This window comes from Citrobacter sp. CRE-46, assembly GCF_059615875.1.
The window spans coordinates 2,044,512-2,068,943 of record NZ_CM184341.1 but is presented as its reverse complement, the minus strand read 5'-3'; the positions used below and the strand labels follow the sequence as shown (position 1 = coordinate 2,068,943).

Sequence of the window (24,432 nt, the reverse complement as noted above, 5' to 3'; positions counted from 1 at the left end):
AAGCAGTATGAATAACGCACTGGGACTGGTTGAAACAAAAGGGCTTGTCGGCGCTATTGAAGCCGCTGATGCCATGGTGAAATCCGCAAACGTGCAGTTGGTCGGTTACGAAAAAATCGGCTCAGGCCTGATCACCGTGATGGTTCGCGGCGATGTCGGCGCGGTGAAAGCCGCAGTAGATGCAGGAAGCGCAGCTGCAAGCGCCGTTGGCGAGGTGAAATCCTGCCACGTTATCCCGCGTCCGCACAGCGACGTTGAAGCCATTTTACCTAAATCCGCATAAGTCGTTGCAACCAAGGAGCACAGCGTGAAGCAATCACTGGGATTACTCGAAGTTAGTGGTCTGGCATTAGCCATCAGTTGCGCGGACGTCATGGCGAAAGCCGCCTCCATCACGCTGGTGGGCCTCGAAAAAACCAACGGTTCAGGCTGGACGGTGATCAAGATAATCGGGGATGTGGCCTCCGTGCAGGCGGCCATTTCTACCGGTGTCAGTTTCGCGGACCAACGCGATGGGCTGGTGGCTCACAAAGTCATTTCCAGACCAGGGGACGGAATCCTGTCACATAGCGTGACACCGGAACCAGAGCCAACACCCGACCCCATCCAGGTCGAGCCGCAAGAAGAGATGTTGGTGGACAGCACAGCGTCCGAAGCGCCGCAAAATGCGGAGTTGATTAGCTGCAATCTGTGCCTTGACCCAGCCTGTACCCGCCAGAAAGGTGAGCCCCGCTCTCTTTGTCTGCACTCTGGCAAACGAGGTAAAGCGTGATGGATAAACAGCAACTCAAGTCAACGGTCGCCAAAGTTCTGGATGAAATGCGCGAGCGCCCTATTCCGCTGGGGATCTCTAATCGTCATATTCATCTTTGCACTGAAGATTACGTCCGTTTGTTTCCCAATCAGCCTATCAGCAAGAAAAAAGGGCTATTGCAGCCCGGACAATACGCTGCAGAGCAGACCGTCACGCTGGTTGGACCTAAAGGACAGTTAAAAAATGTGCGTTTACTCGGCCCGCTAAGAAGCGCCAGTCAGGTTGAAATTTCACGTACCGATGCCCGTACGCTAGGTATTGCTGCCCCGCTGCGTATGTCGGGCAATATCCAGGGCACGCCGGGTATTCGCCTTGTCAGTCCATTTGCTGAACTGGACTTAACATCCGGCGTTATCGTTGCTCAACGGCATATCCATATGTCGCCGCTCGATGCCCTGATTCTGCGGGTTTCCCATGGTGATAAAGTCTCGGTCGCCATTAATGGCGATGAACGCCGGCTGATTTTCGATAACGTCGCCGTACGCGTTTCGCCGGATATGCGCCTTGAGATGCATATTGATACCGACGAAGCCAATGCCGCAGGGGCGGATAATCCGCAGGCATTCGCCACACTGGTGACCTCACAATGAACAACGAACTGCTGCAACGCATTATCGAGGAGGTTGTTTCCCGATTAAAAAAACGCGCGGCAAGCACGATCTCCCTCAGCGTCGCGCAGTTACGGGAAGTAGACCCACGGATACTATGCTGCCAATACTCGTCACTGCACATTTTGCAGGCTGACCTGCTCCTGCTGGAGCAAATTGTCGAAAGCAGCCCTGCCAATATGTCGGTAGTCACGATCCACGAAGCGCTGGCATGCGGAGTCCGCGTGAAAATTTCTCTACATCACCAATTGTTACCCGCAGTACCCGTGAAAAAACTCGCGCGTCTGCCGCTGGAGTTTGGTGACGAACTGGGGCGAGCGATCGTTCTGCATCCTGAAAAACTTCTCAGTTACGCCGACGTCGCCCAATTGCACGATGCGGTTCTAGTGCTACGCCGTCGATGTGTCGTCACTGCGCTGGCTCAGGAAACTGTCAGTACGCGAAATGTCCAATTAATTAAGCAGGAGTGAGCTATGCATCTGGCACGGGTTACAGGCGTTGTTGTCTCCACGCAAAAGTCCCCTTCACTGGTGGGGAAAAAGCTGTTGCTGGTACGTCGGGTGAGTGTTGACGGAGAGCTGCCAGCCTCCCCGACGACCGGGGACGAAGTCGCCGTTGATTCTGTCGGCGCAGGAACCGGAGAACTGGTTTTACTCAGCAGCGGCTCCAGTGCCCGGCACGTTTTCTCCGGCCCAAATGAGGCCATCGATCTGGCTATTGTCGGCATTGTCGACACGCTTTCTCGTTAGGAGGAACTATGGCGATTTATACCCGCACTGGCGATGCCGGCACAACGGCCCTCTTTACCGGGCAACGCGTAAGCAAAACGCATCCGCGCGTCGAGGCTTACGGGACGCTGGACGAACTCAATGCGGCGCTTAGCCTGTGCGTTTGCGCGGCGAAAAGCCCACAGCACCGCCAGTTACTTGAAAACATTCAACTGCAGCTTTTTTGGTTCAGCGCCGAACTCGCCAGCGAGAGCGAACAACCAAACCCAGAGCAGCGCTACATCAGTTCAGAAGAAATTGCAGCGCTGGAAACCGCCATCGATACCGCGATGGGGAGAGTACCGTCGCTGCGCAGCTTTATTTTACCGGGCCGCAGCGAAGCGGCCAGCCGTCTGCATTTTGCCCGTACGCTGGCTCGCCGCGCAGAGAGGCGACTGGTGGAGCTTTCTGCCGATATCGCCGTCAGACATGTGCTGATGCGTTACATCAATCGTCTGTCCGACTGCTTATATGCGCTCGCACGGGCAGAAGATCATGACGCCCATCAAAACGACATTATTCAGAAAGTGGCTGAGCGTTATCTCGCCGCCATCCGTACATCAGCCACAAAGGAGCCGACTATGTCTCTGTCTTTTCAGGAGCTCCACCAACTGACTCGCGCTGCGGTGACGAGAGCAGAAGAACTTCAGGTTCCGGTCGTCATCAGCATTGTTGATGCGAACGGGACCCAAATGGTGACCTGGCGTATGCCTGACGCATTGCTCGTCAGTAGCGAACTGGCACCCAAAAAAGCCTGGACCGCCGTGGCGATGAAAACCGCCACGCATGAATTAACGTCAGCGGTGCAACCAGGCGCGGCGCTTTACGGTCTGGAAAGCCATATGCAGGGAAAAGTCGTCACTTTTGGTGGCGGATACGCATTATGGCGAAAGGGTCTACTCCTTGGGGGTCTTGGCATCAGCGGGGGAAGCGTTGAACAGGATATGGACATTGCAGAAACGGCCATTGCGGCGATTAACGTGAGAACACATCAATGAATACTTCAGAACTTGAAACCCTCATCCGTAACATTTTGAGTGAACAACTCGCCCCGGCAAAAACAGAAACCAAAGGAAACGGAATTTTTCCGTCCGTGGGTGAAGCTATCGAAGCCGCGCATCAGGCTTTTTTACGTTACCAGCAATCGCCATTAAAAACCCGCAGCGCCATCATTCACGCCCTGCGAGAAGAACTGACCCCTCATCTTGCTTCCCTGGCCGCTGAGAGCGCAGCCGAAACAGGAATGGGCAACAAAGAGGATAAATTCCTCAAGAATAAAGCTGCGCTGGACAACACTCCAGGAATCGAAGATCTCACCACCACGGCACTGACCGGCGATGGCGGCATGGTGTTATTCGAGTATTCACCATTTGGCGTGATTGGCTCCGTCGCCCCCAGTACCAACCCGACGGAAACCATTATTAACAACAGCATCAGTATGCTGGCTGCGGGGAACAGCGTTTATTTTAGCCCGCATCCGGGCGCTAAAGTGGTCTCACTGAAACTGATTGCCATGATTGAGGATATTGTTTTCCGCTGCTGCGGGATCCGGAATCTTGTCGTCACGGTCACAGAACCCACCTTTGAGGCTACCCAGCAGATGATGGCACACCCTAAAATCGCAGTTCTGGCGATTACCGGTGGCCCAGGCATTGTTGCTATGGGTATGAAAAGCGGGAAAAAAGTCATTGGCGCAGGCGCAGGCAACCCTCCCTGTATTGTCGATGAAACAGCCGACATGGTTAAGGCGGCGGAAGATATCATCAACGGCGCATCTTTTGATTACAACCTCCCCTGCATTGCTGAGAAGAGCCTGATTGTTGTTAGTGCCGTTGCCGAACGCCTGGTTCAACAAATGCAGTCTTTTGGCGCACTGCTTCTCACGAGCGAAGAGGTAGACAAACTGCGGGCAGTCTGTTTGCCCGAAGGCATGGCCAATAAAAAGCTGGTAGGAAAAAGCCCGGCCACCTTACTGGAAGCCGCAGGAATACCTGTTCCGGCAAAAGCGCCTCGATTACTGATAGGTATCGTCAAGGCTGACGACCCGTGGGTTACCAGCGAGCAGCTAATGCCAATGCTCCCCATCGTCACGGTGAGCGATTTTGACAGTGCGTTAACGTTGGCTCTGAAAGTTGAAGAGGGATTGCATCACACCGCCATTATGCATTCACAGAATGTGTCGCGTTTGAATCTTGCCGCACGCACGCTTCAGACCTCCATTTTTGTGAAAAATGGCCCCTCTTACGCCGGGATTGGCGTGGGTGGTGAAGGCTTTACCACTTTCACAATTGCGACGCCGACCGGTGAAGGAACAACATCGGCACGTACTTTCGCACGTTCTCGTCGTTGCGTGCTGACAAACGGTTTTTCTATTCGCTAATGGGGCCGTTATGAAAAGCTTTTCACTGCAAACTCGATTATTCAGCGGCCAGGGAAGCCTGGATGTGCTCAAGCGTTTCACGAATAAGCATATCTGGATTATCTGCGATGGTTTTCTGGCGCGTTCTCCTGTGATTGAAAAGCTGCGCAACACGCTTCCTGCGGATAATCGCATCAGCATTTTCAGCGATATTACCCCCGACCCAACCATTAGCACGGTGGTGCAAGGGATTGCGCAAATGCAGTCCCTGCGACCGGATGTTGTCATTGGTTTTGGCGGAGGCTCAGCGCTGGATGCCGCGAAAGCCATCGTTTGGTTCAGCCGACAGTTTGGTATTGAAATCGAAACCTGTGTTGCTATTCCCACCACCAGCGGCACAGGCTCGGAAGTGACCAGCGCCTGCGTGATTAGCGATCCGGATAAAGGCATTAAATATCCCTTGTTTGACAATGCGCTTTACCCGGATATGGCCATCCTCGATCCAACGCTGGTTGTCAGCGTACCTCCTGCCATCACCGCGAATACCGGCATGGACGTCCTGACGCATGCGCTGGAGGCTTACGTGTCCACGAAGGCCAGCGATTTCACCGACGCGCTGGCGGAAAAAGCGGCACAAATCGTCTTCCAGTACCTTCCCGTCGCCGTCAGCAAAGGCGAGTGTCTGGCAACCAGGGGGAAAATGCACAACGCGTCAACGCTCGCAGGAATGGCATTTAGCCAGGCGGGGTTGGGTATAAACCATGCGATTGCCCATCAGTTGGGCGGCCAGTTTCATCTGCCCCACGGACTTGCCAATGCACTGCTGCTGACCCCTGTCATTCATTTTAATGCCCGCGACCCCAGGGCCGCGAAGCGCTATGCCCGTTTCGCTAAAGCCTGCCATTTATGCCCGGATAACGCGAACGATACGGCTGCGCTGAATGCGCTCATTCATCACATTGAGCTTCTCAAAAAACAGTGTGCGTTACCTTCTTTCGTTGACGCACTCAAAGACGGAAAGCAAAACTGGTCACAGCGTATACCGTCGATGGTTCAGGCCGCGCTGGCTGATGTCACGCTGCAAACCAATCCTCGTGTTGCCGACGCCAGTGCCATGCAGGAACTGCTTGAGGAATTATTATGAATACAGCCATGACGGCAGAGTCCACGCTTTATGATGCGCAGACGATACGCGAACGCGTTCGGGCTGCTGGCGTTGTTGGAGCCGGCGGTGCAGGCTTTCCTGCGCACGTAAAATTACAGGCGCAGGTCGATACATTTCTGGTGAATGCCGCCGAATGTGAACCGATGTTAAAAGTTGACCAGCAATTGATGAGCGTCCAGGCAGGCCGACTTATTCGCGGCGTTAAATATGCCATGACGGCTACCGGAGCCAGTGCCGGTATTATTGCGCTCAAAGAGAAATATCAGAAGGCTATCAATGCGTTAGCTCCTCTGCTACCTGCCGATATCCGGTTACACATTTTACCTGATGTCTACCCGGCCGGTGACGAGGTGCTGACCATCTGGATGGCAACAGGCCGGAGGGTCCCACCTGCCGCACTGCCGGTCAGCGTCGGCGTGGTGGTTAATAACGTCCAGACCGTGCTCAACATCGCCAGAGCGGTTGAACAGCAATATCCCGTTACCCGTCGTACGTTGACCGTCAACGGCGCAGTCGCCAAACCCATCACACTCACTGTCCCTATCGGGATGTCACTTCGCGAGGTGCTGGCGCTGGCGGGAGGCGCAACCGTTGACGATCCAGGATTTATTAATGGCGGCCCGATGATGGGCGGTCTTATTACCTCCCTGGATACCCCCGTCAGCAAGACCACCGGTGGGTTGCTGGTTTTACCAAAATCTCATGCGCTGATTCAGCGGCGAATGCAGGATGAACGCACCGTGCTTTCCGTCGCAAAAACCGTATGCGAGCAGTGCCGTTTGTGTACGGATTTGTGCCCAAGGCACTTAATCGGCCATGAATTATCACCACATCTGCTGGTTCGCGCGGTTAATTATCAGCAGGCGGCCACACCACAGCTGCTGCTCACGGCCCTGACCTGTTCAGAATGCAATGTCTGTGAAAGCGTTGCCTGTCCGGTTGGAATATCGCCGATGCGAATCAACCGCATGCTTAAACGCGAACTACGGGCGCTCAACCATCGTTATGAAGGGCCGCTAAATCCTGAGGATGAAATGGCGAAATACCGGTTGATCCCGGTTAAGCGCCTTATTACCAAACTGGGTCTTAGCGACTGGTATCACGATGCACCACTGGCTGAAACTGATTTTTCCACCGATAAAACGACGCTGTTGCTACGCCAGCATATTGGCGCCAGCGCCATCCCATGTGTGCAGCAAGGCGATCGCGTTGTTCGCGGTCAATGCGTTGCCGATGTGCAGACAGGCGCATTAGGTGCGCCTGTCCACGCCAGTATTGACGGTATTGTCAGCGAAATCACTGAGCAATCCATCACGGTAATAAGAGGTTAATCATGTCTCAGGCTATAGGGATCTTAGAACTCACCAGCATTGCCAAAGGAATGGAAGCTGGCGATGCCATGTTAAAAAGCGCGAATGTGAATTTACTGGTCAGCAAGACCATCTGCCCGGGAAAATTCCTGCTTATGCTTGGTGGTGACGTAGGCGCAGTACAGCAGGCGATAGCCACTGGTACATCTCTTGCTGGCGATATGCTCGTCGACAGTCTGGTACTGCCTAATATTCATGCCAGCGTACTCCCGGCAATCAGCGGGTTAAATAGCGTGGATAAGCGTCAGGCTGTCGGGATTGTTGAAACATGGAGCGTGGCGGCCTGTATCTGTGCCGCGGATCGCGCAGTTAAAGCTTCCAATGTCACATTGGTTCGCGTGCACATGGCATTTGGTATTGGCGGCAAGTGCTACATGGTTGTCGCTGGCGATGTATCCGATGTGAATAACGCAGTAACGGTTGCCAGTGAAAGCGCGGGTGAAAAAGGCCTGTTGGTTTATCGTTCTGTCATACCTCGCCCGCATGAAAGCATGTGGCGGCAGATGGTGGAGGGATAATGGAAAGACAGCCCACCACGGATCGTATGATCCAGGAATATGTTCCCGGTAAGCAGGTCACGCTGGCGCATCTTATCGCCAATCCCGGAAAAGATTTGTTCAAGAAGCTGGGATTACAGGATTCAGTATCCGCAATCGGGATTTTGACGATTACCCCCAGCGAAGCCTCAATTATCGCCTGCGATATCGCCACGAAATCCGGAGCGGTAGAGATTGGTTTTCTCGACCGATTTACCGGCGCGGTGGTACTAACGGGCGACGTCTCCGCCGTTGAGTACGCGCTAAAACAGGTAACCCGAACGCTGGGCGAAATGATGCGTTTTACCGCTTGCCCCATCACCCGGACGTAATCTCATGAAACGCATCATGCTAATCGGACCCAGCCAGTGCGGAAAAACGTCGCTCACGCAATGCATGCGGGGAGAAGCGCTTCACTATCAGAAGACCCAGGCCATAGTCTGGTCGCCCGCAGCGATAGATACACCGGGCGAATATCTTGAAAACCGCTGTCTGTACAGTGCGCTGCTGACCAGCGCCTGTGAAGCAGACATCATCGCGCTGGTCCTCAATGCTGACGCGCCGTGGTCGCCATTTTCTCCCGGTTTCACAGGCCCAATGAACCGACCCGTTATTGGCCTCGTCACTAAAGCCGATTTAGCCAATCCGCAGCGCATTTCCCTCGTTGAGAGCTGGTTAGTCGAGGCTGGCGCGCAAAAAGTGTTTGTCACCAGCGCGCTGGAGAATACAGGGATCGATGAGATGTTCATTTTTCTGAATGCAAAGGAACTTTCATGTCTCACAAAATAATGGCCATTAACGCGGGGAGTTCCTCGCTTAAGTTTCAGCTGCTGGCGATGCCGCAAGGTGAAATGATTTGTCAGGGGTTGATCGAGCGTATTGGTATGTCTGATGCGCAGGTCACCCTTAAAACGCCTGCGCAAAAATGGCAGGAAACATTGCCCGTAGCCGATCACCGTGAAGCAGTGACGCTGCTCCTGGAAAAACTGCTCAACCACAATATTATCAGCAGTCTGCAGGAGATCGACGGCGTGGGGCATCGCGTCGCACACGGCGGGGAATCTTTTAAAGATTCCGCACTGGTAACCGATGAAACGCTGGCGGAAATTGATCGCCTTGCGGAACTGGCCCCGCTACATAACCCGGTAAATGCGTTGGGAATTGCAGTATTTCGCCAGCTATTACCCGAAACGCCAGCCGTGGCGGTTTTTGACACCGCTTTTCATCAGACGCTTGACGAGCCTTCTTTCATTTATCCCCTGCCCTGGCGTTACTATTCAGAGCTGGGTATTCGTCGTTACGGATTTCATGGCACCAGCCACAAATATGTCAGCGCCCAGCTTGCTGAAAAGTTAGGGGTGCCCCTCAGCGCCCTGCGCGTCGTTTGTTGTCATCTTGGCAACGGCAGCAGCATCTGCGCCATCAAAGGTGGTCAATCAGTTAATACCTCTATGGGGTTTACGCCGCAGTCTGGCGTGATGATGGGCACGCGAAGCGGCGATATTGACCCATCGATTTTGCCATGGATTGCCCTGCGCGAAGGCAAAACACCGCAGCAGCTCAACCAATTGCTCAACAATGAGTCCGGACTACTAGGTGTCTCTGGCATCTCACCTGACTATCGCGATGTTGAACATGCCGCAGATGCAGGTAATCATCAGGCGGCGCTGGCGTTGACGCTTTTTGCCGAGCGCATTCGCGCCACCATTGGCAGCTATATTATGCAGATGGGCGGCCTGGACGCGCTGGTATTTACCGGTGGGATCGGCGAGAACTCAGCGCGAGCGCGAGCGGCAATTTGTCGCAATCTGAATTTCCTGGGACTGGCCGTCGATGAAGAAAAAAATCAGCGAAACGCCACGTTTATTCAGACAGAAAATGCGCTGGTTAAAGTGGCGGTGATTAATACCAATGAAGAGCTGATGATAGCGCAGGACGTTATGCGTTTAGCGATATCAGAAACTGTGACATTGGGCATTCCCGCTTAGCGCTGCCGCACCGCAAATTGCGGCAAATCATGGTAATAGCATGATCGCCATGACACTATGCGCCGAAGATTGCTGATCACAAAGGTGAAGACGTGGCTGTTGCGCAATGTCCCGCATCGTGCGGAGAACTTATCCAGGGCTGGATTCTGGGCAGTGAGAAATTAGTCTCCTGCCCGGTCGAATGGTATAGCACCGTTGAAGTCACTTCAGGCTCGCCGCTGGCAGAGGAACGTCCACTTTCACGGGCGATGGTTAATCGGCTATTGCAGCACTGGCAATACCCGGCGCAGATGAGTCAGGATATCCGAATTGATGTCCAGTCAACTATTCCCATCGCTAAAGGAATGGCCAGCAGCACTGCAGATATTGCCGCCACCGCTGTCGCCACAGCACATCATCTGGGCCATCACCTGGATGAGCCTACGCTGGCGCAACTTTGCGTTTCGCTGGAGCCTACCGACAGCACCGTTTTTCGTAAGCTTACCCTTTTCGATCATAACGACGCCTCCACGCAAATTGCCTGCGAAGCCCAGCCTCAACTCGATCTGCTGGTTCTCGAAAGCCCGGAAACATTGCGCACTGCTGATTATCACCGTATTCCGCGTCATTCCGGGTTACAGGCAGGTGCTCCGGCCCTCAAACGAGCATGGGAAAAGGTACAGGAAGCTTGTATCAGCCAAAATCCTTACCGGATGGGCGAAGCCGCCACGCTAAGCGCAACCGCCAGCCAGTTGCTGTTACCGAAACCAGATTTTGATTCACTATTAGCGCTGGTAGAGGAATGTGATTTATACGGCGTTAACGTTGCGCACAGCGGCAGCGTTGTCGGCCTGATGCTGGACAGAACGCGTCATGATGTGGATTACATAAAATGGATGCTGACACAGAAAAAACTGACGGTTCACTGGCCAGAACAGCATTTATTGCGAATGGTCGCAGGCGGAGTTGAACTGCAATAAGGGTCGCCGCACAGCAGCGACCCGGACAAGCATAAATCGTTACTCAGCTTTCGCTTCGCCGTTTTTCAGTTCACCCATGGCTTTCAGCTTCTTAGAAATATCGCGGCGCTCTTTTGAGATCTCAGCATTTTTGATGATGTAATCATCAACGCGATCTTCGTAATCGCTTTTCATGCTAGCGATAATACCCTGAATCGCTTCCACGCTCATGCCTGGCTTGATGTAGTCGCTCAGGTTGTCCAACAGCAGGACACGTTTCTGGTTGTCACGGATCTTTTTCTCAACGTCCTGGATTTCACGTTGCAGTTTGTTTTTACGACGGAACAGACGAACAAATTCCAGCACGTCCTGGAAAGAAGGCTTGGTAGTTTCCATTTTTACACCCCTGATAATGTGAGATTCGGATTCGTTTAAACAACGGCTAAAGTGGGTCAACATTACTTTCATGCCCGCCATACTTCAAGTTGCATCTGCATCGACAATGCATGGTTGAAACCTGAATTATCGAGGGTAAAGCCATTGCAGTTACCAATGGTTTTAGCCTTTTACAGTATCATACCTCTAATCGTTGCTGAATCGAAGCAGCAGTGAAACCAATCCCCTCGTCTGCTCTTTATTTGCGCAGCGCGCGACAGATTAAATGAGAAAGTAACTCCAGCTGTCGCGCCATCTCCATATTCAACCAAACGTAGCCGTGAATAGGCGTTTCCGCGACATTATTGCCCTTATGCTCAGCGATAAGCTGACGCAGCTCCACCACGGTATCATTGAGCTTCTCCGTATTGGCAAGTACTGGCTGCGGATTACCTTCATATAATGCATGCGTTATTGTCAGTAGCGCCTGCTGCGTCCTGAGCTGGGTTTCACGCAAAGTATGCGCATTCAACATAACAAAGTGACTGGTACGGCTGGCCCAGAGCGCATTGATTTGCAACTCGAGCATGCAGACGAGGTTACGATTAACCGTCTGAATAGCTTCAAAAATGGATTTTTGAATATGCGTTTCTTTACTGGCAGGGACGATGAGCCCGCGCATTTTGACAACCTCGCTCAACAGCTGTTGTAAATGCTTCTCCAGTCGCGGTTGTTCAAGCAGATTGGGGGAGAGCGCCGCCTGGTACACCCGATTGTACCCCGTTACGCAATGCGCCAGTTGAATACGCCAGTGTATAAATGCCCGTTGTGGCCACACGCCGGTAAACAGCATTGCCAGCAACGATCCAAGAATAACGTCGCCGCCACGCCATAACGCCGTATTCATATCCCCAGCGGGAGCACCCACTACAACGGCAAGCGTAATACCAATCAACAGCGCCTGATACGGTTTTTTGCCCAATGCCAGCCAACCGCAGAGAAACATCGCCACCGCGCACCATATCAGCATCAGCGGAAGCGAAAAAAGCTCCAGACGCAGGGCCACCAGCCCAAGCACCGATCCCAGGATCGTGCCGCCAATACGTTCAAAAGCTCTGGGAACAACGTTCCCCCAAAAAGAAATAGGCCCCATGATCACCACCAGCGTGATCAGAGGCCATGTACCTTCAGGAATGTTTAACAGGCGTACCAACAGAAAAGTGAGAATAAACGCAAGCGCAATGCGAATACCGTGCACTACACGATAATGACGATACAAACGAATTTCAAAAGGGCTCAGTGACTTATTGGCACGCACTCATGCACTCCGTCAGCGAATAGCAAAGAACAAGATTGTACTCGTTTATTGCCTGAAAATATCATCCTGATTTGCATCAAAAACAGTTACTTCGACTGCACCGGTATGTACATTTCAATGTCCCAGTAGCCATCCTCGATGCCATTGTTCATGTACACTTCAAAGCAGGGTTTAGCAGCTATTTCGAAAGTCGTATCTTGCGTCAGGCAGTCAAAAAACTGGTACCACGGCGTCGCAAAGTCATGATTTTCTACACGCGCAACGGCAACAGCATAGTCGCCACCCGCCACTTCGGTCAGGATCACCCCTTCGCTGTTTTCCGGGATCGCAAAATCTTCAGGCACAGATACCACGGTATCGCAACGCAGTTTCTCCGCCGGGACAACGTCAGGATTGTCGTAATAAACGGCTATCCATTCCAGCGGAACAATTTGCTTCCCGTCGACCCACTTCATTAACTGCTCAAAACCTTGCTTTACCGTTTGTTCCCACGGACCAACCATGTGAAAACCGGCAATCCTGCGTTTATCGACCTGTTTAATCTCGTACTCCATATAACCTCCGTGATTATACTGTATGTATATACAGTATAATTTTTAGGTATTACGGCCACAAGTAAATAGTGATTATTATGTGAGCAGATTCGCACTCTTGCCAGTCAGGCATTCCAGGAAATAACTACGCCTTGTGGTGGAAATAATCGCTCAGACGCGAGAAAACGCCACCTTCGCTGACGGACTCCAGCGTAACCAGAGGCCAGTGCGCCACCAGCTTATCCCGATCGTAGAGTTCAATTTCACCCACACGCTGATGTGCCGCGATTGGTGCAACCAGTTCTTTCTTATCAAGGACATATTTTGCTTTAATGTTAGCCACTTCCGCTTTAGGCAGGGCCATCCAGAAATCCTGCTCGGTGCCCAGGCTGATTTTTTCTTTGTCGCCATACCAGATCCGTTCAGTACCGACCTGCTTACCGCTACGCAAAACCTGCACCGTATCGAAGTTTTGTTGTCCCCATTGCAGCAGCTTACGCGCCTGGTCTTCACGGCCTTTCGCACTCTCCGCCCCCATCACAACCGCAATCAGTCGACGTTGTCCATCAACGGCGGAAGCGATCAGATTGAACCCGGCACCGGACGTATGCCCTGTCTTCAGACCATCCACGTTCATGGTTTTATCCCACAACAGGCCATTACGGTTTTGCTGCGTGATTCCGTTCCAGGTAAGGCTTTTCTCACTGTACATATGGTAGAAATCCGGTTCACCATGGATGATAGCTCGCGACAATACGGCCAGATCGTAAGCAGAGCTATGCTGACCTGGCGCATCCAGACCATGAACCGTTTCAAAATGGGTATCCTGCAGGTTCAGCTTTTGCGCATAGTTGTTCATCATCGCCACAAACTGCGGTTGTCCCCCGGCGATGTAATCAGCCAGCGCCACGCAGGCATCATTCCCGGAATCAACAATTAGCCCGCGGCTGAGGTCGCGCACCGAAACGCGATCGCCTTGTTTCAGGAACATCAAGGATGAACCGACGAATACCGGATTGTCTTTCGCCCAGGCATCACGCCCAACGGTGACAATATCGGTTGGACTAATGCGCTTACTGTCGATTGCGCGGTCAACAACATAGCCGGTCATCAGCTTGGTCAAACTGGCGGGGTTACGTTGCTGGTGTTCATTACCGGCTGTCAGAATTTGGCCCGTGGTGTAATCCATTAATACCCACGCCCCGGCATTTATCGCAGGCGGCTGTGGGGCGAAGCTGACGGCATCGGTCGCCCAGGCGGACGTAAAACTCATCGTGAATAGTGAAGCGGCAATAAACAAACGGCGTTTCAACAGCATGTCCTCAGAAAAGGGATAAATAGCCGTTCTTTTTACGGAAGTTCTGTCGAACAAACTTGAATAAATTGCAAGAAAATGTGACATAAGGCACATTTTCTTGCTGTCATACAAGGCTGTCAGAGACAAACCGCGCGCGAAATTATCCTTTGCGTGGCGCAGTCTCTGCGTGATGGCTGCGATGGCGATGGTAGCCGTCGAACATACTGCGGAAAATTTGCCCTGGCGTGTCGCCCAGCGTACACAGGTAAATATGTGCGCAGATGAACAGTAAGCCGACAATCGCTAACGCCATATGCAGCACCAGCATTATCGGCCCCGCCCCTGACACCTGCGGGTAGAGACATAACAACCCGGTGATGATCAACAGCGGAACCAGCGCGTACATAATGGCCAGGTAGGCCAGTTGTTGCAGTGGGTTAAATTTGTCCTTTGCCGTTGCGGCAAACGGGTGCGGCTCGCCCTTCATGATGCCATACAGATAAAAACGCGTTTGCAGCAGGCAGCGTGATATTAACCCGTTTAACTTCACGCGATAATGGCAGCCGTTGCCGCTGGTTGCGTTTATTAACACAAAGCCAATCCAGAAGGCCAGCAATGCGAAGCCGCACCAGGTATGTACCTGCACCATCAACACTACCGGCCCGACAGAGAAGTGGCCAAACAGGCCGCTCAGCAAAAGCAGAATAAAGAGCAGCGCATTTCCCCAGTGCCAACGGCGAACAGCCAGCGAATAGAGGTACTCCCGGTGCTCCTCTCCGGTTACCGTTTTTGGCGCCAGCATCCGACGTAACAGCGCGTGCGTGACCAGGCCCGCAATCATCAGCACAACAATAACGCCCGCATAAATGAGCCACAGCGGCCAGTAGTCCGGCGCATAGTTAAGTTCCGCTCCCCAGATAGAATTCATACTTTACCCTCCTGATGGATCTCTTTACGCCGATAAACACTCACCGGGCCACTACGCGTATCCTGCTGGCGATAAACCTCTTTTTGATTGATCCAGTGCTGGATTTCCGGGTCATCGCGACGACCAAACTTCAACGCATCCGTCGGACAAACGGAAACGCAGGCGGGCGACTGTTCAACATCCAGACGGGTATCCGCGCAGAAATTACATTTGTCTGCGATTCCCGTTTGCGGATTGAGGTAGCGCACATGGAACGGACAAGCAGCGACGCAGTAGTCACAGCCAATACAGCGGGACTTATCCACCTGCACAATGCCGTTTTCATCGCGGAATGATGCACCGGTTGGACAAACGCTGACGCACGGCGCATCTTCACAATGCTGGCAAGAAACACGAACAAACTGGAAATGGGAAAGCGCCTCGGGTTCATGTTCCGGTGAACGGATCTGTACCTGTAAGCGGCTAAAACCTTCAGGCACGTCATTCAGTACCTTGCAGGCAACCGTACACGCCTGACAACCAATGCAGCGTTTTTCGTCATGCAGCATGACATAAGGGTTTGTTGATTGATTCATGATGTACTCCTTTCTCATGCCCGACGAAGCGTAACGCCAGCGGTGTGGACCACCGTACCTGACACCGGACTGGTGACATGCGGAAGCAAATTACCGCAATGAATACCGTGCGTCGTCGCGGCTGTTTTGGCTCCTGCCTTGGCGCCAAATCCCATATAGACGAATAGCGTATCGGGTCGAATACCGGCGGTGACCAGCGCTTTGCCTTTTTCCTTACCGGTTGCATTTTCCAGCCAGATGTCATCGCCGCTTTTGATGCCTTTTTCACGGGCCGTTTGCGGGTGGATCCACACCGCGTTGTCCCACATCAGCTCACTCAGCAGTGGCACATATTGCGTTGCGCCATTGGTATGAACCGCCACTTTGCCCTGAATAAAATAGAGTTCATTGTCGCCTTTGAGCGCAAAATTGCGGGCGCGAGGAACACCGTAGCCTGGCAGGAGTGTTTCCAGCTCGGCAGAGTAGAGTTCGATTTTTCCTGACGGGGATTTAAAACGCAGCTGCTCACCATAAGTGCCGTCGCTATCAACCGCTACCGCACCCGGATAGCGTGCCACAAACTGACGCACCGCTTCGGGTTCGCGCAGCAATAACGGAACACCCCACTCGCGATACCCTTTCTGACGCAGCTCAGCAGATAACGCATGATCGCCATTAAGCTGGTACAACTGGCGCGTTTGCATATCCTGCCATGGGTAGAATTGCCCAAGGCCTAACTGAACAGCCAGTTCTTTCCAGATTTGCCAGCTCGGACGCGCGTCACCGATAGGCTCAACCACCTGCTGACGCAAGGCATAGGCTGGATTCAGGCCCGACATATCAGAAACTTCTTCATCGCGTTCAAGGTAAGTACATTCAGGCAAAAGATAATCGGCATACGCCGCGCTTTCGCTTAAATAAACATCGCAACTGACCACCAGGTCGAGCTGTTCAACGGTCTTGACCAGGTCTGGTCGACAGGTCACGGTCTGGAAAGGGTTGTGTCGGGACATGATCCATCCCTTCACCGGATACGGCGTTTGCTTTAAGACGGCATCAATAATGCTTTGCACTACGCCGCCGCCGGCCGCGATGTACTTGAACTGCGGGGCCACCAGATCGATACGCTGCGCCGTTGGCTTGGGTAATTTGGCATCGGGTTTTGCCAGCACGGGAGCAACTTTCTCTCCGGCCAGCTTATTGTACGTTGCCGCCGCTTTTTTCTGATACAACCCACCCTCACGCTCAATATTTCCAAGTAACACATTGAGGGTGAAAATCATGCGCCGCATGTCAATTTCTTCTTGCGAAAACGTCGCACGATGACCCGGACTGACAATGGCGTGAGGGGCGCAGGCGGCCATTTCGCGGGTGACGCGGATAATCACATCGGCAGGCACATCAGCGAGCTTTTGCGCCCATTCCGGCGTGCTCTCCTGGACCGCCTCAGCCAGTTGGTCAAACCCTGTGGTGTAGCGTGCCACAAAGTCTGCGTCATACAGATTTTCTTTGATCATGACATGACACATGGCCATCAGCACCGGTAGGTCACCGCCAGGCTTAAGCGCATGCCATTCATCCGCTTTGCTGGAGAAGACGGACAAACGGGGATCAAAGCTGACCATCTTCGCGCCCTTTTCCTGCGCGGTCATCAATTCATGGGTGTCGGCAACCTCAATGCCTTCATAGAGGTTATGGCCAAAAGAGACCATATAACGGGTATTGACGATATCCATGGCTAAATCGCCACCCATCATAACTTTAGCGGCAATCGCTTTTCCGGCGGGGCATGTCGAGGCGTGAGTAAACGTGTTCGGCGATCCAAAAGCCGTCGCGAGGTGAAATAAATGGCCGGAAAGCGAACCGGACTTGGAAGAGAATACGACCCCCTCAGGACCATGCTGCGCTTTTATTGCCGTCATTTTTTCGGCAATTTCTTTATATGCCTGCTGCCAGCTAATTACCTGCCACTCACCGCTCCCGCGAGGTCCTGTGCGTTTCATCGGTTTAACAATACGATGCGGGTCGTTGACCAGGCTAACACCGCTGCCTCCGCGCGCGCAGACACGCGTCCCCTGCTGAGGCGCATTAGGGTTTCCTTGAATAAAAACCGTCTTATTATTAATTACCTGAGCCTGAATTGGGCAGCGAAAAGAACACATTTCGCACAAACTTGGCGTCAGGGATGTTTTCCCTTTTATGTGCTCGGGAGAATTCCGCGCCAGTGCGCCTGGTGGAAAACTGCCTATCGCACAGGCTGAGCAACCTATACCCACCCCTCGTAAAAAATTACGCCGACTTATGCTCATATAACCTCCTGTTATTAGATATATCCAATTATTATATGGAGTTTATATTATTAATTTTTAACCTCACTCACATTTTATTACAATGCATACAAGCGCATTAATAGAAATATAAGGCCGTTGTTTTTAAAAGACTTTTAAAACATCCAGAAAACAGAAAATGAAATAACAATAATGGTTATCAATTAACTTATTTCCCAAGGTGTGATTTTAAGAAAGTTTATTCCAGTAATTTCCTTTAACGGTAAGAAAATAATTAATCATTCGTTCAAAGCCGTGTTTAGCGCAATTTTCTTGCGTAGGCCATTCCGCATCGATAATCCTCTTGCTGATTACCTCGCTATTTTTTGGTATTCTTGGATAAGCGCTAAATTGATCCCGGACATAACTGAACAATGAATGACGGCAAGCAGCAACCTGGTTTTCTCTTCCACGATTACGAGACTTTTGGTACCCATCCGGCGCTGGACAGACCCGCGCAATTTGCGGCTATCCGCACAGATAATGATTTCAACATTATCGGTGAACCTGAAGTCTTTTATTGCAAACCCGCAGATGATTATCTACCACAGCCCGAGGCGGTACTGATTACCGGCATCACCCCGCAAGAAGCACGTGAAAAGGGAGAAAATGAAGCTGCTTTTGCTGCGCGTATTCACGCCCTGTTTACCGTACCGAAAACCTGTATTCTGGGCTATAACAACGTGCGCTTCGATGATGAAGTGACGCGAAATATCCTGTATCGCAATTTCTATGATCCCTATGCCTGGAGCTGGCAGAACGATAATTCGCGCTGGGATCTGCTGGATGTAATGCGTGCCTGCTATGCCCTGCGTCCTGAAGGTATTAACTGGCCGGAAAACGACGATGGCTTGCCCAGCTTCCGCCTGGAACATTTGACCAAAGCGAATGGGATTGAGCATGCCAACACCCACGATGCAATGGCCGATGTGTATGCCACGATTGCGATGGCGCAATTAGTCAAGTCACGCCAGCCACGTCTGTTTGAATATCTCTATAGCCATCGTAATAAGCACAAACTGGCGGCGCTAATTGATGTGCCGCAGATGAAGCCGCTGGTCCATGTCTCGGGCATGTTCGGCGCATGGCGCGGTAACACCAGTTGGGTGGCGCCACTGGCCTGGCATCCGGAAAATCGCAACGCGGTTATCATGGTCGATCTGGCCGGTGATATTTCACCGCTGCTCGAACTGGACAGCGACGCGCTGCGTGAGCGGCTCTATACCGCTAAGGCTGATCTGGGAGATAACCCCGCAGTGCCGGTTAAACTGGTGCACATCAACAAATGTCCGGTACTGGCACAGGCGAACACCCTGCGCCCGGAAGATGCCGATCGTCTCGGTATTAACCGCCAGCATTGTCTGGATAATCTCAAAATTCTGCGCGAAAACCCACAGGTACGCGACAAAGTCGTGGCTATCTTTGCCGAGGCGGAACCCTTTGCGCCATCGGATAACGTAGATGCCCAGTTGTACAACGGCTTTTTCAGCGATGCCGACCGCGCCGCGATGAAAATCGTTCAGGAAACCGAACCGCGCAATTTACCGGCGCTGGATATCACCTTTGTCGATAAACGCATTGAAAAGCTGCTGTTTAACTACCGCGCGCGTAACTTCCCCGGAACGCTGGATGAAGCCGAACAACAGCGCTGGCTGGACCATCGTCGTCAGGTATTCACGCCGGAGTTTTTGCAAAATTACGCCAATGAATTACAGATGCTGAGTCAGCATTATGCGGATAACAAAGAGAAGCTGACGCTGCTGAAAGCACTCTGGCAATATGCGCAAGAGATTGTCTAAATCCCACGTATAAAAAAACGGAGAACATGTCTCCGTTTTTTTTTCAGCTAAATGCAGTTATTACGCGATATCTTCGTCGTACTGCGGTACCGGGTTGCGGAAGCTTTTGGTCACGCACGCCAGGTAGATCAGACCGATACCCGCCCAGATCAGGCCCAGAACCATTGAGCTTTCTTCCAGGTTCACCCACAGCGCGCCAACGGTCAGCGCACCGCACATTGGCAGGAACAGGTACTGGAAGTGATCTTTCAGCGTCTTGTTACGCTTCTCACGGATCCAGAACTGGGAGATTACCGACAGGTTAACGAAGGTAAACGCCACCAGCGCACCAAAGTTAATCAGCGCCGTCGCCATCACCAGGTCGAAGTTGATTGCCAGCAAAGCAATCGCACCAACCAGAATGATGTTCATGGACGGAGTACGCCATTTCGGGTGTACATAACCGAAGAAACTTTTCGGGAATACGCCGTCACGACCCATCACGTACATCAGACGCGCAACGCCTGCATGCGCCGCCATACCGGATGCCAGTACGGTAATGGTAGAGAAAATCAGCGCGCCGACCTGGAAGAACTTACCAGCAACATACAGCATGATTTCCGGCTGCGAAGCATCCGGATCCTTAAAGCGCGAGATATCCGGGAAGTACAACTGCAACAGATAAGTGGAGACGATAAAGATCAGGCCACCAATCAGCGCAGTCAGGAAAATCGCACGCGGGATCACGCGCTCAGCATCTTTGGTTTCTTCTGACAGGTTGCTGATACCGTCAAACCCGGTGAACGAGAAGCACAGGATGGTAGCCCCGGTGATCATCGGGATCACGTGCGCATCACCCGACCAGAACGGACGGCTGCTCGCCAGCGTACCGGCGCCTTCCCCTTCGAACACGCCATAAACGACCATGCCGAGGATCACTGCAATCAGCACCACCTGCAACAACACGATCACGGTGTTGAAATTAGCGACGGACTTGAGGCTACGCAGGTTGAAGGCGGTCATAAAGGCCACCAGCGCCACCACGAACATCCACGATGGAATCGAAGGCACCAGCGCTTCAAAATAAATTTTCGCCAACAGAATGTTGATCATCGGCGCGAACAGGTAGTCCAGCAGCGATGACCAGCCAACCATAAAACCAACGGTCGGGCTAATGGATTTCTGAGCGTAAGTGTAGGCAGAGCCTGCGGACGGATAGCGGCGTACCAGTTTACCGTAGCTTAGTGCGGTAAAGAGGATGGCGATCAGTGCGAAGGCGTAAGCTGTCGGGACGTGACCATCGGTCATTCCTGAGACGATACCGAATGTATCGAACAGCGTCATCGGCTGCATATAGGCAAGGCCCATCATGACAACCGGAACCAGCGTAAGCGTTTTACGTAATTCCACGCGAGAGGTGTTTGGAGTAGCGTTATGCGACATGGTTATCCTCCATTACGGCGAAAACCGTCGCGTAAGCAAAAAATTGCCCCATTTTTTGTTAATCCTCAGCGACAACAACTGTCGATTTTTAAGTAAGTATCTATCCGGTACGAAGCCCGGCCTCTTTTATGAATGATTGGTTTGATGCAAAAAAATAACCGACGCGTATTAAAACGTCGGTTAATGTCATTTTTTGCAAGCGGCGTATTTTGCACTAATTTGGGGAGAAATAACAAGAGATTGAAGCAACTGTAAAAAAATATTTTTTCTCAACTGATTGATTTATCAGCATCCGTTTTAACGTACACCCCGGCAATAGCACTATTTGCTAAAATCTCGTCCCGCCACCAGGCGCTGGCAAGCCCGGCGGTCTGTTCATTCCACCCTATCCACACGGGTTCAAACAGAATTTGTCCGACCACTTTCTTCTCAATCAGCGCGCCGCTGTCCAAAAATCGCTGCGCCAGATAACGGGGAATATATCCGCATCCCAGACCACTGATTTGCAGCTCCAGCTTGGTTTTGAAGTCAAAAACGGTAATCGCTTCCTGATCGTCCAACACCTGAACGCCGGAGATGTTCGCTTGATGCGCATTCTCTCCCACCACGATGGCGCGAAATCGTCGAATAGTACGCCGATGTAACGGTTCCTGTTCCTGTGCCAGCGGATGATGCGGCGCAACCACAAACACCTGTTCCAGCGCGCCAAGCCGCGCAAAACCAAATTCGCTCCCCGCCGGCGGTTCGTGCATAGCGCCGACAATAATATCCGCCCGCCCCTGAGTAAGTGCATCCCAGGAACCACCCAGCACGCCGTTAATAAACTTCAGGCGCGTCACACTGTGATGTTGATAGAAGGATTCGATAAGGGGGGCCAGCAGTGAAAAGGGAAACGTATCATCGACGCCGATGACCAGTTCATTCTCCCAGCCTTCATGAAGTTTAATGGCTTGCTTTTCGAGTTCGCGGACGGAGTGCAATACCTCTCGCCCCTTTTCCAGCAGCATTTGACCGGTGCGGGTAAACTTAGCCCGGTGCCCACTGCGATCTAATAACTGAATATTAAGATCGCTTTCCAGTTTATGGACGGTGTAGCTAAGCGCAGACGGCGTCTTATACAATTTTGCCGACGCCGCCGCGAAACTGCCCTCTTTTTCTAACGCATCGAGGATGATAAGAACGTCCAGCAGTGGTTTCATACTCGCCCCCTGGCGGTATACAGCGACACTCTGCTGGCCTGTCACTCCATCGGCATCACCAGCGGATCGGGATACTGGTACTCAAATCCAAGCTCATTACAAATACGGCTGCCATCAATGACTTTACCTTTACCGTTATCCGCACCGCCGCGAAATTCCGGCGGTTCCATCCCCAACTGGCGGGCCATCTGCGGATAGAACACGTTACGCGCCGGATGCATAGGCGCACATATATTATAGATGTGTCCCCCTTTGGGCGCTTGCAGCAGCAACGTGATGGCAGAGACGACATCATCCAGGTGCACCAGATTGACGCCATGGTGTCCATCTGGCGCCGTCTTGCCAGCGAAAAAGCGGCCGGGATGTCTTCCCGGGCCAACCAGTCCGGCCAGTCGCAGAATATCTACCGAGGTGCCAGGCAGGTTATGCAACCAGTCTTCAAGATCTTTCAGAACACGCCCGCTGGCGGTGACCGGGTTACGCGGCGTCCCCTCTTTCACGATGCCCTGGACATCGCCATAGACCGACGTCGAGCTGGTAAAAATAATCCGCGGGATCCGGTACGCCAGCGCACTGTCAACCAGTTCCTGCATGGCCTGCAGGTAAAATGTCTCCCCCGGCCCGCTACGGCGCGCAGGTAGCGTTATAACCAGTGCATCAGCGTCCATGAGCGCGTCGAGATCGTCAGCCTCACAGACCAGTTCAGGCTCCAGGCGCAGCGAGTAACTCTCGATACCGCTCATACGGGCCGCTTCTATCCCATCCAGTGTGGTTTTGCTGCCGGTAACCTGCCAGCCTCTCGCCGCCAGCGACATGGCTAACGGCATGCCTAACCAACCTAACCCGACAATTGCGACCTTTTTCATGCCTTCTCTCCTGACTTTTGGCCTATAACGCAAGGCTACGCCAGCCCACGGTGGCTGACAATTCATAGTATCAATATGAAATGAATTAATGATCAAAAAAAGCCCTTGCTTTCCGTAGCTAAAGTGGTTTAGGTTAAAAGACATCAAATGAATAAACATTCATCGAGAAAATTTATGACACGCGCTCAATTTAAACACCATCATCACCATCATCCTGACTAGTCTTTCAGGCGATGTGTGCTGGGAGACATTTAAATCTTCCAGCGGTGCATGAGCGTATGAGAAAGCCCCCGGAAGATTTCTTCCGGGGGCTTTTTTTGTGCGTGACCCAAACTGATTCAGACAGGATAACGAGGAACAAACAATGTTAGACAACACCCGTTTACGCATAGCTATGCAGAAATCAGGCCGTTTAAGCGACGATTCACGCGAATTACTGGCCCGTTGCGGCATTAAAATTAATCTTCACACCCAGCGCTTAATTGCGATGGCAGAAAATATGCCGATTGATATCCTGCGCGTGCGTGATGACGATATCCCGGGTCTGGTGATGGACGGCGTCGTTGATCTGGGCATTATTGGGGAAAACGTTCTGGAAGAAGAGCTGCTCAACCGTCGGGCACAGGGTGAAGATCCTCGCTATTTTACCCTGCGTCGTCTGGACTTCGGCGGCTGCCGTCTTTCGCTGGCGACGCCGGTTGATGAAGCCTGGGATGGCCCGGCAGAACTGAACGGGAAGCGTATCGCCACCTCTTACCCGCACCTGCTCAAGCGTTACCTCGATCAAAAAGGGGTGTCATTTAAATCCTGTCTGTTAAACGGTTCTGTCGAAGTCGCGCCCCGCGCGGGCCTGGCCGATGCAATCTGCGATCTGGTGTCAACCGGCGCGACGCTTGAAGCCAATGGTCTGCGTGAAGTGGAAGTGATTTACCGCTCTAAAGCGTGTCTGATTCAGCGCGATGGCGAAATGGCCGCAGCCAAACAGCAACTGATCGACAAACTACTGACCCGCATCCAGGGGGTTATTCAGGCTCGCGAATCCAAATACATCATGATGCACGCACCGAGCGAGCGTCTGGACGAAGTTATCGCCCTGCTGCCTGGCGCTGAGCGCCCAACCATTCTGCCACTGGCGGGTGATCAGCAGCGCGTAGCCATGCACATGGTCAGCAGCGAAACCCTGTTCTGGGAAACAATGGAAAAACTGAAAGCGCTCGGCGCCAGCTCTATTCTGGTGCTGCCGATTGAGAAGATGATGGAGTAACGACC

At 52.5% G+C, this 24,432-nt stretch carries 27 protein-coding genes, 1 pseudogene and 1 other annotated feature; of the genes and pseudogenes, 17 read left to right on the top strand and 11 right to left on the bottom strand.

All coding sequences use genetic code 11. From position 1 onward, the window contains the following. Positions 1 to 7: 7 nt before the first annotated feature. The 14 genes from pduJ (at position 8) to AC534G_RS09650 (ending at position 10,566) form a co-directional block, all read left to right on the top strand. Positions 8 to 283, top strand: coding sequence for a propanediol utilization microcompartment protein PduJ (gene pduJ, locus AC534G_RS09715; protein ID WP_001057752.1), 276 nt, complete (start codon positions 8 to 10; stop codon positions 281 to 283). 24 nt (positions 284 to 307) lie between these two features. Further along, positions 308 to 772 carry a BMC domain-containing protein gene (locus tag AC534G_RS09710; RefSeq protein ID WP_085047973.1) on the top strand — a complete coding sequence of 155 codons (465 nt, stop codon included), beginning with the start codon at positions 308 to 310 and terminating at the stop codon, positions 770 to 772. After that, positions 772 to 1,404, top strand: coding sequence for a phosphate propanoyltransferase (locus AC534G_RS09705; protein WP_038641680.1), 633 nt, complete (start codon positions 772 to 774; stop codon positions 1,402 to 1,404). Before AC534G_RS09710 ends, AC534G_RS09705 begins: the two co-directional genes overlap by 1 nt. Beyond that, entirely contained in the window at positions 1,401 to 1,892 is a 492-nt protein-coding gene (gene pduM, locus AC534G_RS09700) for a microcompartment protein PduM (RefSeq protein WP_038641683.1), read from the top strand. Before AC534G_RS09705 ends, pduM begins: the two co-directional genes overlap by 4 nt. Before the next feature lie 3 nt (positions 1,893 to 1,895). Continuing rightward, positions 1,896 to 2,171, top strand: a complete 276-nt coding sequence (locus AC534G_RS09695; RefSeq protein ID WP_038641685.1) for a EutN/CcmL family microcompartment protein — start codon at positions 1,896 to 1,898, stop codon at positions 2,169 to 2,171. 8 nt (positions 2,172 to 2,179) lie between these two features. Then, on the top strand, positions 2,180 to 3,187 hold the full coding sequence (gene pduO, locus AC534G_RS09690; RefSeq protein ID WP_110497557.1) for a two-domain cob(I)yrinic acid a,c-diamide adenosyltransferase PduO: 1,008 nt from the start codon (positions 2,180 to 2,182) through the stop codon (positions 3,185 to 3,187). Then, the gene (gene pduP, locus AC534G_RS09685) at positions 3,184 to 4,569 is read left to right on the top strand and encodes a CoA-acylating propionaldehyde dehydrogenase PduP (RefSeq protein ID WP_110497555.1); all 1,386 of its coding nucleotides are present in this window, start codon (positions 3,184 to 3,186) and stop codon (positions 4,567 to 4,569) included. The genes pduO and pduP overlap by 4 nt, the downstream gene beginning before the upstream one ends. A gap of 10 nt (positions 4,570 to 4,579) precedes the next feature. After that, positions 4,580 to 5,692 carry a 1-propanol dehydrogenase PduQ gene (locus AC534G_RS09680; RefSeq protein WP_069323533.1) on the top strand — a complete coding sequence of 371 codons (1,113 nt, stop codon included), beginning with the start codon at positions 4,580 to 4,582 and terminating at the stop codon, positions 5,690 to 5,692. Next, positions 5,689 to 7,044: a cobalamin reductase PduS gene (gene pduS, locus AC534G_RS09675; protein ID WP_110497553.1), complete on the top strand. Its 1,356-nt coding sequence runs from the start codon at positions 5,689 to 5,691 to the stop codon at positions 7,042 to 7,044. Before AC534G_RS09680 ends, pduS begins: the two co-directional genes overlap by 4 nt. Positions 7,045 to 7,046: 2 nt before the next feature. After that, complete coding sequence (pduT, locus tag AC534G_RS09670) at positions 7,047 to 7,601, top strand: propanediol utilization microcompartment protein PduT (RefSeq protein WP_003030201.1); 555 nt, start codon at positions 7,047 to 7,049, stop codon at positions 7,599 to 7,601. Beyond that, complete coding sequence (pduU, locus tag AC534G_RS09665; RefSeq protein ID WP_032939586.1) at positions 7,601 to 7,951, top strand: propanediol utilization microcompartment protein PduU; 351 nt, start codon at positions 7,601 to 7,603, stop codon at positions 7,949 to 7,951. Before pduT ends, pduU begins: the two co-directional genes overlap by 1 nt. 4 nt (positions 7,952 to 7,955) lie before the next feature. Next, the gene (gene pduV, locus AC534G_RS09660) at positions 7,956 to 8,408 is read left to right on the top strand and encodes a propanediol utilization protein PduV (protein ID WP_110497551.1); all 453 of its coding nucleotides are present in this window, start codon (positions 7,956 to 7,958) and stop codon (positions 8,406 to 8,408) included. Beyond that, positions 8,393 to 9,607 (top strand): acetate/propionate family kinase, encoded by a 1,215-nt coding sequence (locus AC534G_RS09655; RefSeq protein WP_110497549.1) that lies wholly within the window; start codon positions 8,393 to 8,395, stop codon positions 9,605 to 9,607. The genes pduV and AC534G_RS09655 overlap by 16 nt, the downstream gene beginning before the upstream one ends. 92 nt (positions 9,608 to 9,699) lie before the next feature. Next, positions 9,700 to 10,566: a GHMP family kinase ATP-binding protein gene (locus AC534G_RS09650; RefSeq protein WP_069323530.1), complete on the top strand. Its 867-nt coding sequence runs from the start codon at positions 9,700 to 9,702 to the stop codon at positions 10,564 to 10,566. Positions 10,567 to 10,605: 39 nt separating this feature from the next. Here the strand turns inward: AC534G_RS09650 and AC534G_RS09645 are convergent, their stop codons facing one another. The 7 genes from AC534G_RS09645 to phsA all read right to left on the bottom strand — a co-directional run bounded on the left by AC534G_RS09645 (position 10,606) and on the right by phsA (position 17,859). Further along, entirely contained in the window at positions 10,606 to 10,941 is a 336-nt protein-coding gene (locus AC534G_RS09645) for a DUF496 family protein (protein WP_032939582.1), read from the bottom strand. 238 nt (positions 10,942 to 11,179) lie between these two features. After that, a complete protein-coding gene (locus AC534G_RS09640; RefSeq protein WP_069323529.1) occupies positions 11,180 to 12,238 on the bottom strand; it encodes an FUSC family protein in 1,059 nt (352 codons plus the stop codon). A gap of 86 nt (positions 12,239 to 12,324) precedes the next feature. After that, positions 12,325 to 12,792: a DNA gyrase inhibitor SbmC gene (gene sbmC / locus AC534G_RS09635; RefSeq protein WP_110497547.1), complete on the bottom strand. Its 468-nt coding sequence runs from the start codon at positions 12,790 to 12,792 to the stop codon at positions 12,325 to 12,327. Positions 12,793 to 12,916: 124 nt separating this feature from the next. Further along, entirely contained in the window at positions 12,917 to 14,089 is a 1,173-nt protein-coding gene (dacD, locus tag AC534G_RS09630; RefSeq protein ID WP_110497545.1) for a serine-type D-Ala-D-Ala carboxypeptidase DacD, read from the bottom strand. Between the two features lie 139 nt (positions 14,090 to 14,228). Beyond that, positions 14,229 to 14,996 (bottom strand): thiosulfate reductase cytochrome B subunit, encoded by a 768-nt coding sequence (gene phsC / locus AC534G_RS09625; RefSeq protein ID WP_110497543.1) that lies wholly within the window; start codon positions 14,994 to 14,996, stop codon positions 14,229 to 14,231. Next, the gene (gene phsB / locus AC534G_RS09620; protein WP_069323525.1) at positions 14,993 to 15,571 is read right to left on the bottom strand and encodes a thiosulfate reductase electron transport protein PhsB; all 579 of its coding nucleotides are present in this window, start codon (positions 15,569 to 15,571) and stop codon (positions 14,993 to 14,995) included. Before phsB ends, phsC begins: the two co-directional genes overlap by 4 nt. Before the next feature lie 14 nt (positions 15,572 to 15,585). After that, positions 15,586 to 17,859 (bottom strand): thiosulfate reductase PhsA, encoded by a 2,274-nt coding sequence (gene phsA / locus AC534G_RS09615; RefSeq protein ID WP_110497541.1) that lies wholly within the window; start codon positions 17,857 to 17,859, stop codon positions 15,586 to 15,588. Between the two features lie 392 nt (positions 17,860 to 18,251). Here phsA and sbcB point away from each other — a divergent pair, with 392 nt between their 5' ends. Next, on the top strand, positions 18,252 to 19,676 hold the full coding sequence (sbcB, locus tag AC534G_RS09610) for an exodeoxyribonuclease I (RefSeq protein ID WP_110497539.1): 1,425 nt from the start codon (positions 18,252 to 18,254) through the stop codon (positions 19,674 to 19,676). 60 nt (positions 19,677 to 19,736) lie between these two features. On the opposite strand, the gene plaP is transcribed toward sbcB, so the two are convergent. From plaP to AC534G_RS09590, 4 genes and pseudogenes are all read right to left on the bottom strand, one after another. Continuing rightward, a complete protein-coding gene (plaP, locus tag AC534G_RS09605) occupies positions 19,737 to 21,098 on the bottom strand; it encodes a putrescine/proton symporter PlaP (protein WP_003030167.1) in 1,362 nt (453 codons plus the stop codon). Then, positions 21,088 to 21,150 carry a membrane protein YoeI gene (gene yoeI / locus AC534G_RS09600; RefSeq protein ID WP_110498811.1) on the bottom strand — a complete coding sequence of 21 codons (63 nt, stop codon included), beginning with the start codon at positions 21,148 to 21,150 and terminating at the stop codon, positions 21,088 to 21,090. Before yoeI ends, plaP begins: the two co-directional genes overlap by 11 nt. A gap of 162 nt (positions 21,151 to 21,312) precedes the next feature. After that, positions 21,313 to 22,297 (bottom strand): annotated as a pseudogene (locus tag AC534G_RS09595) (LysR substrate-binding domain-containing protein). Positions 22,298 to 22,338: 41 nt separating this feature from the next. Further along, on the bottom strand, positions 22,339 to 23,163 hold the full coding sequence (locus AC534G_RS09590; protein WP_110497537.1) for an SDR family oxidoreductase: 825 nt from the start codon (positions 23,161 to 23,163) through the stop codon (positions 22,339 to 22,341). A 174-nt stretch (positions 23,164 to 23,337) separates the two neighbouring features. Between AC534G_RS09590 and hisL the strand changes: the two genes are divergently transcribed. After that, complete coding sequence (gene hisL, locus AC534G_RS09585) at positions 23,338 to 23,385, top strand: his operon leader peptide (protein ID WP_100250077.1); 48 nt, start codon at positions 23,338 to 23,340, stop codon at positions 23,383 to 23,385. Next, positions 23,361 to 23,483 (top strand) — a sequence feature (His leader region). (Overlaps the previous gene by 25 nt.) A gap of 44 nt (positions 23,484 to 23,527) precedes the next feature. Continuing rightward, complete coding sequence (gene hisG / locus AC534G_RS09580) at positions 23,528 to 24,427, top strand: ATP phosphoribosyltransferase (protein ID WP_038641718.1); 900 nt, start codon at positions 23,528 to 23,530, stop codon at positions 24,425 to 24,427. The last annotated feature ends 5 nt before the right edge of the window (positions 24,428 to 24,432 follow it).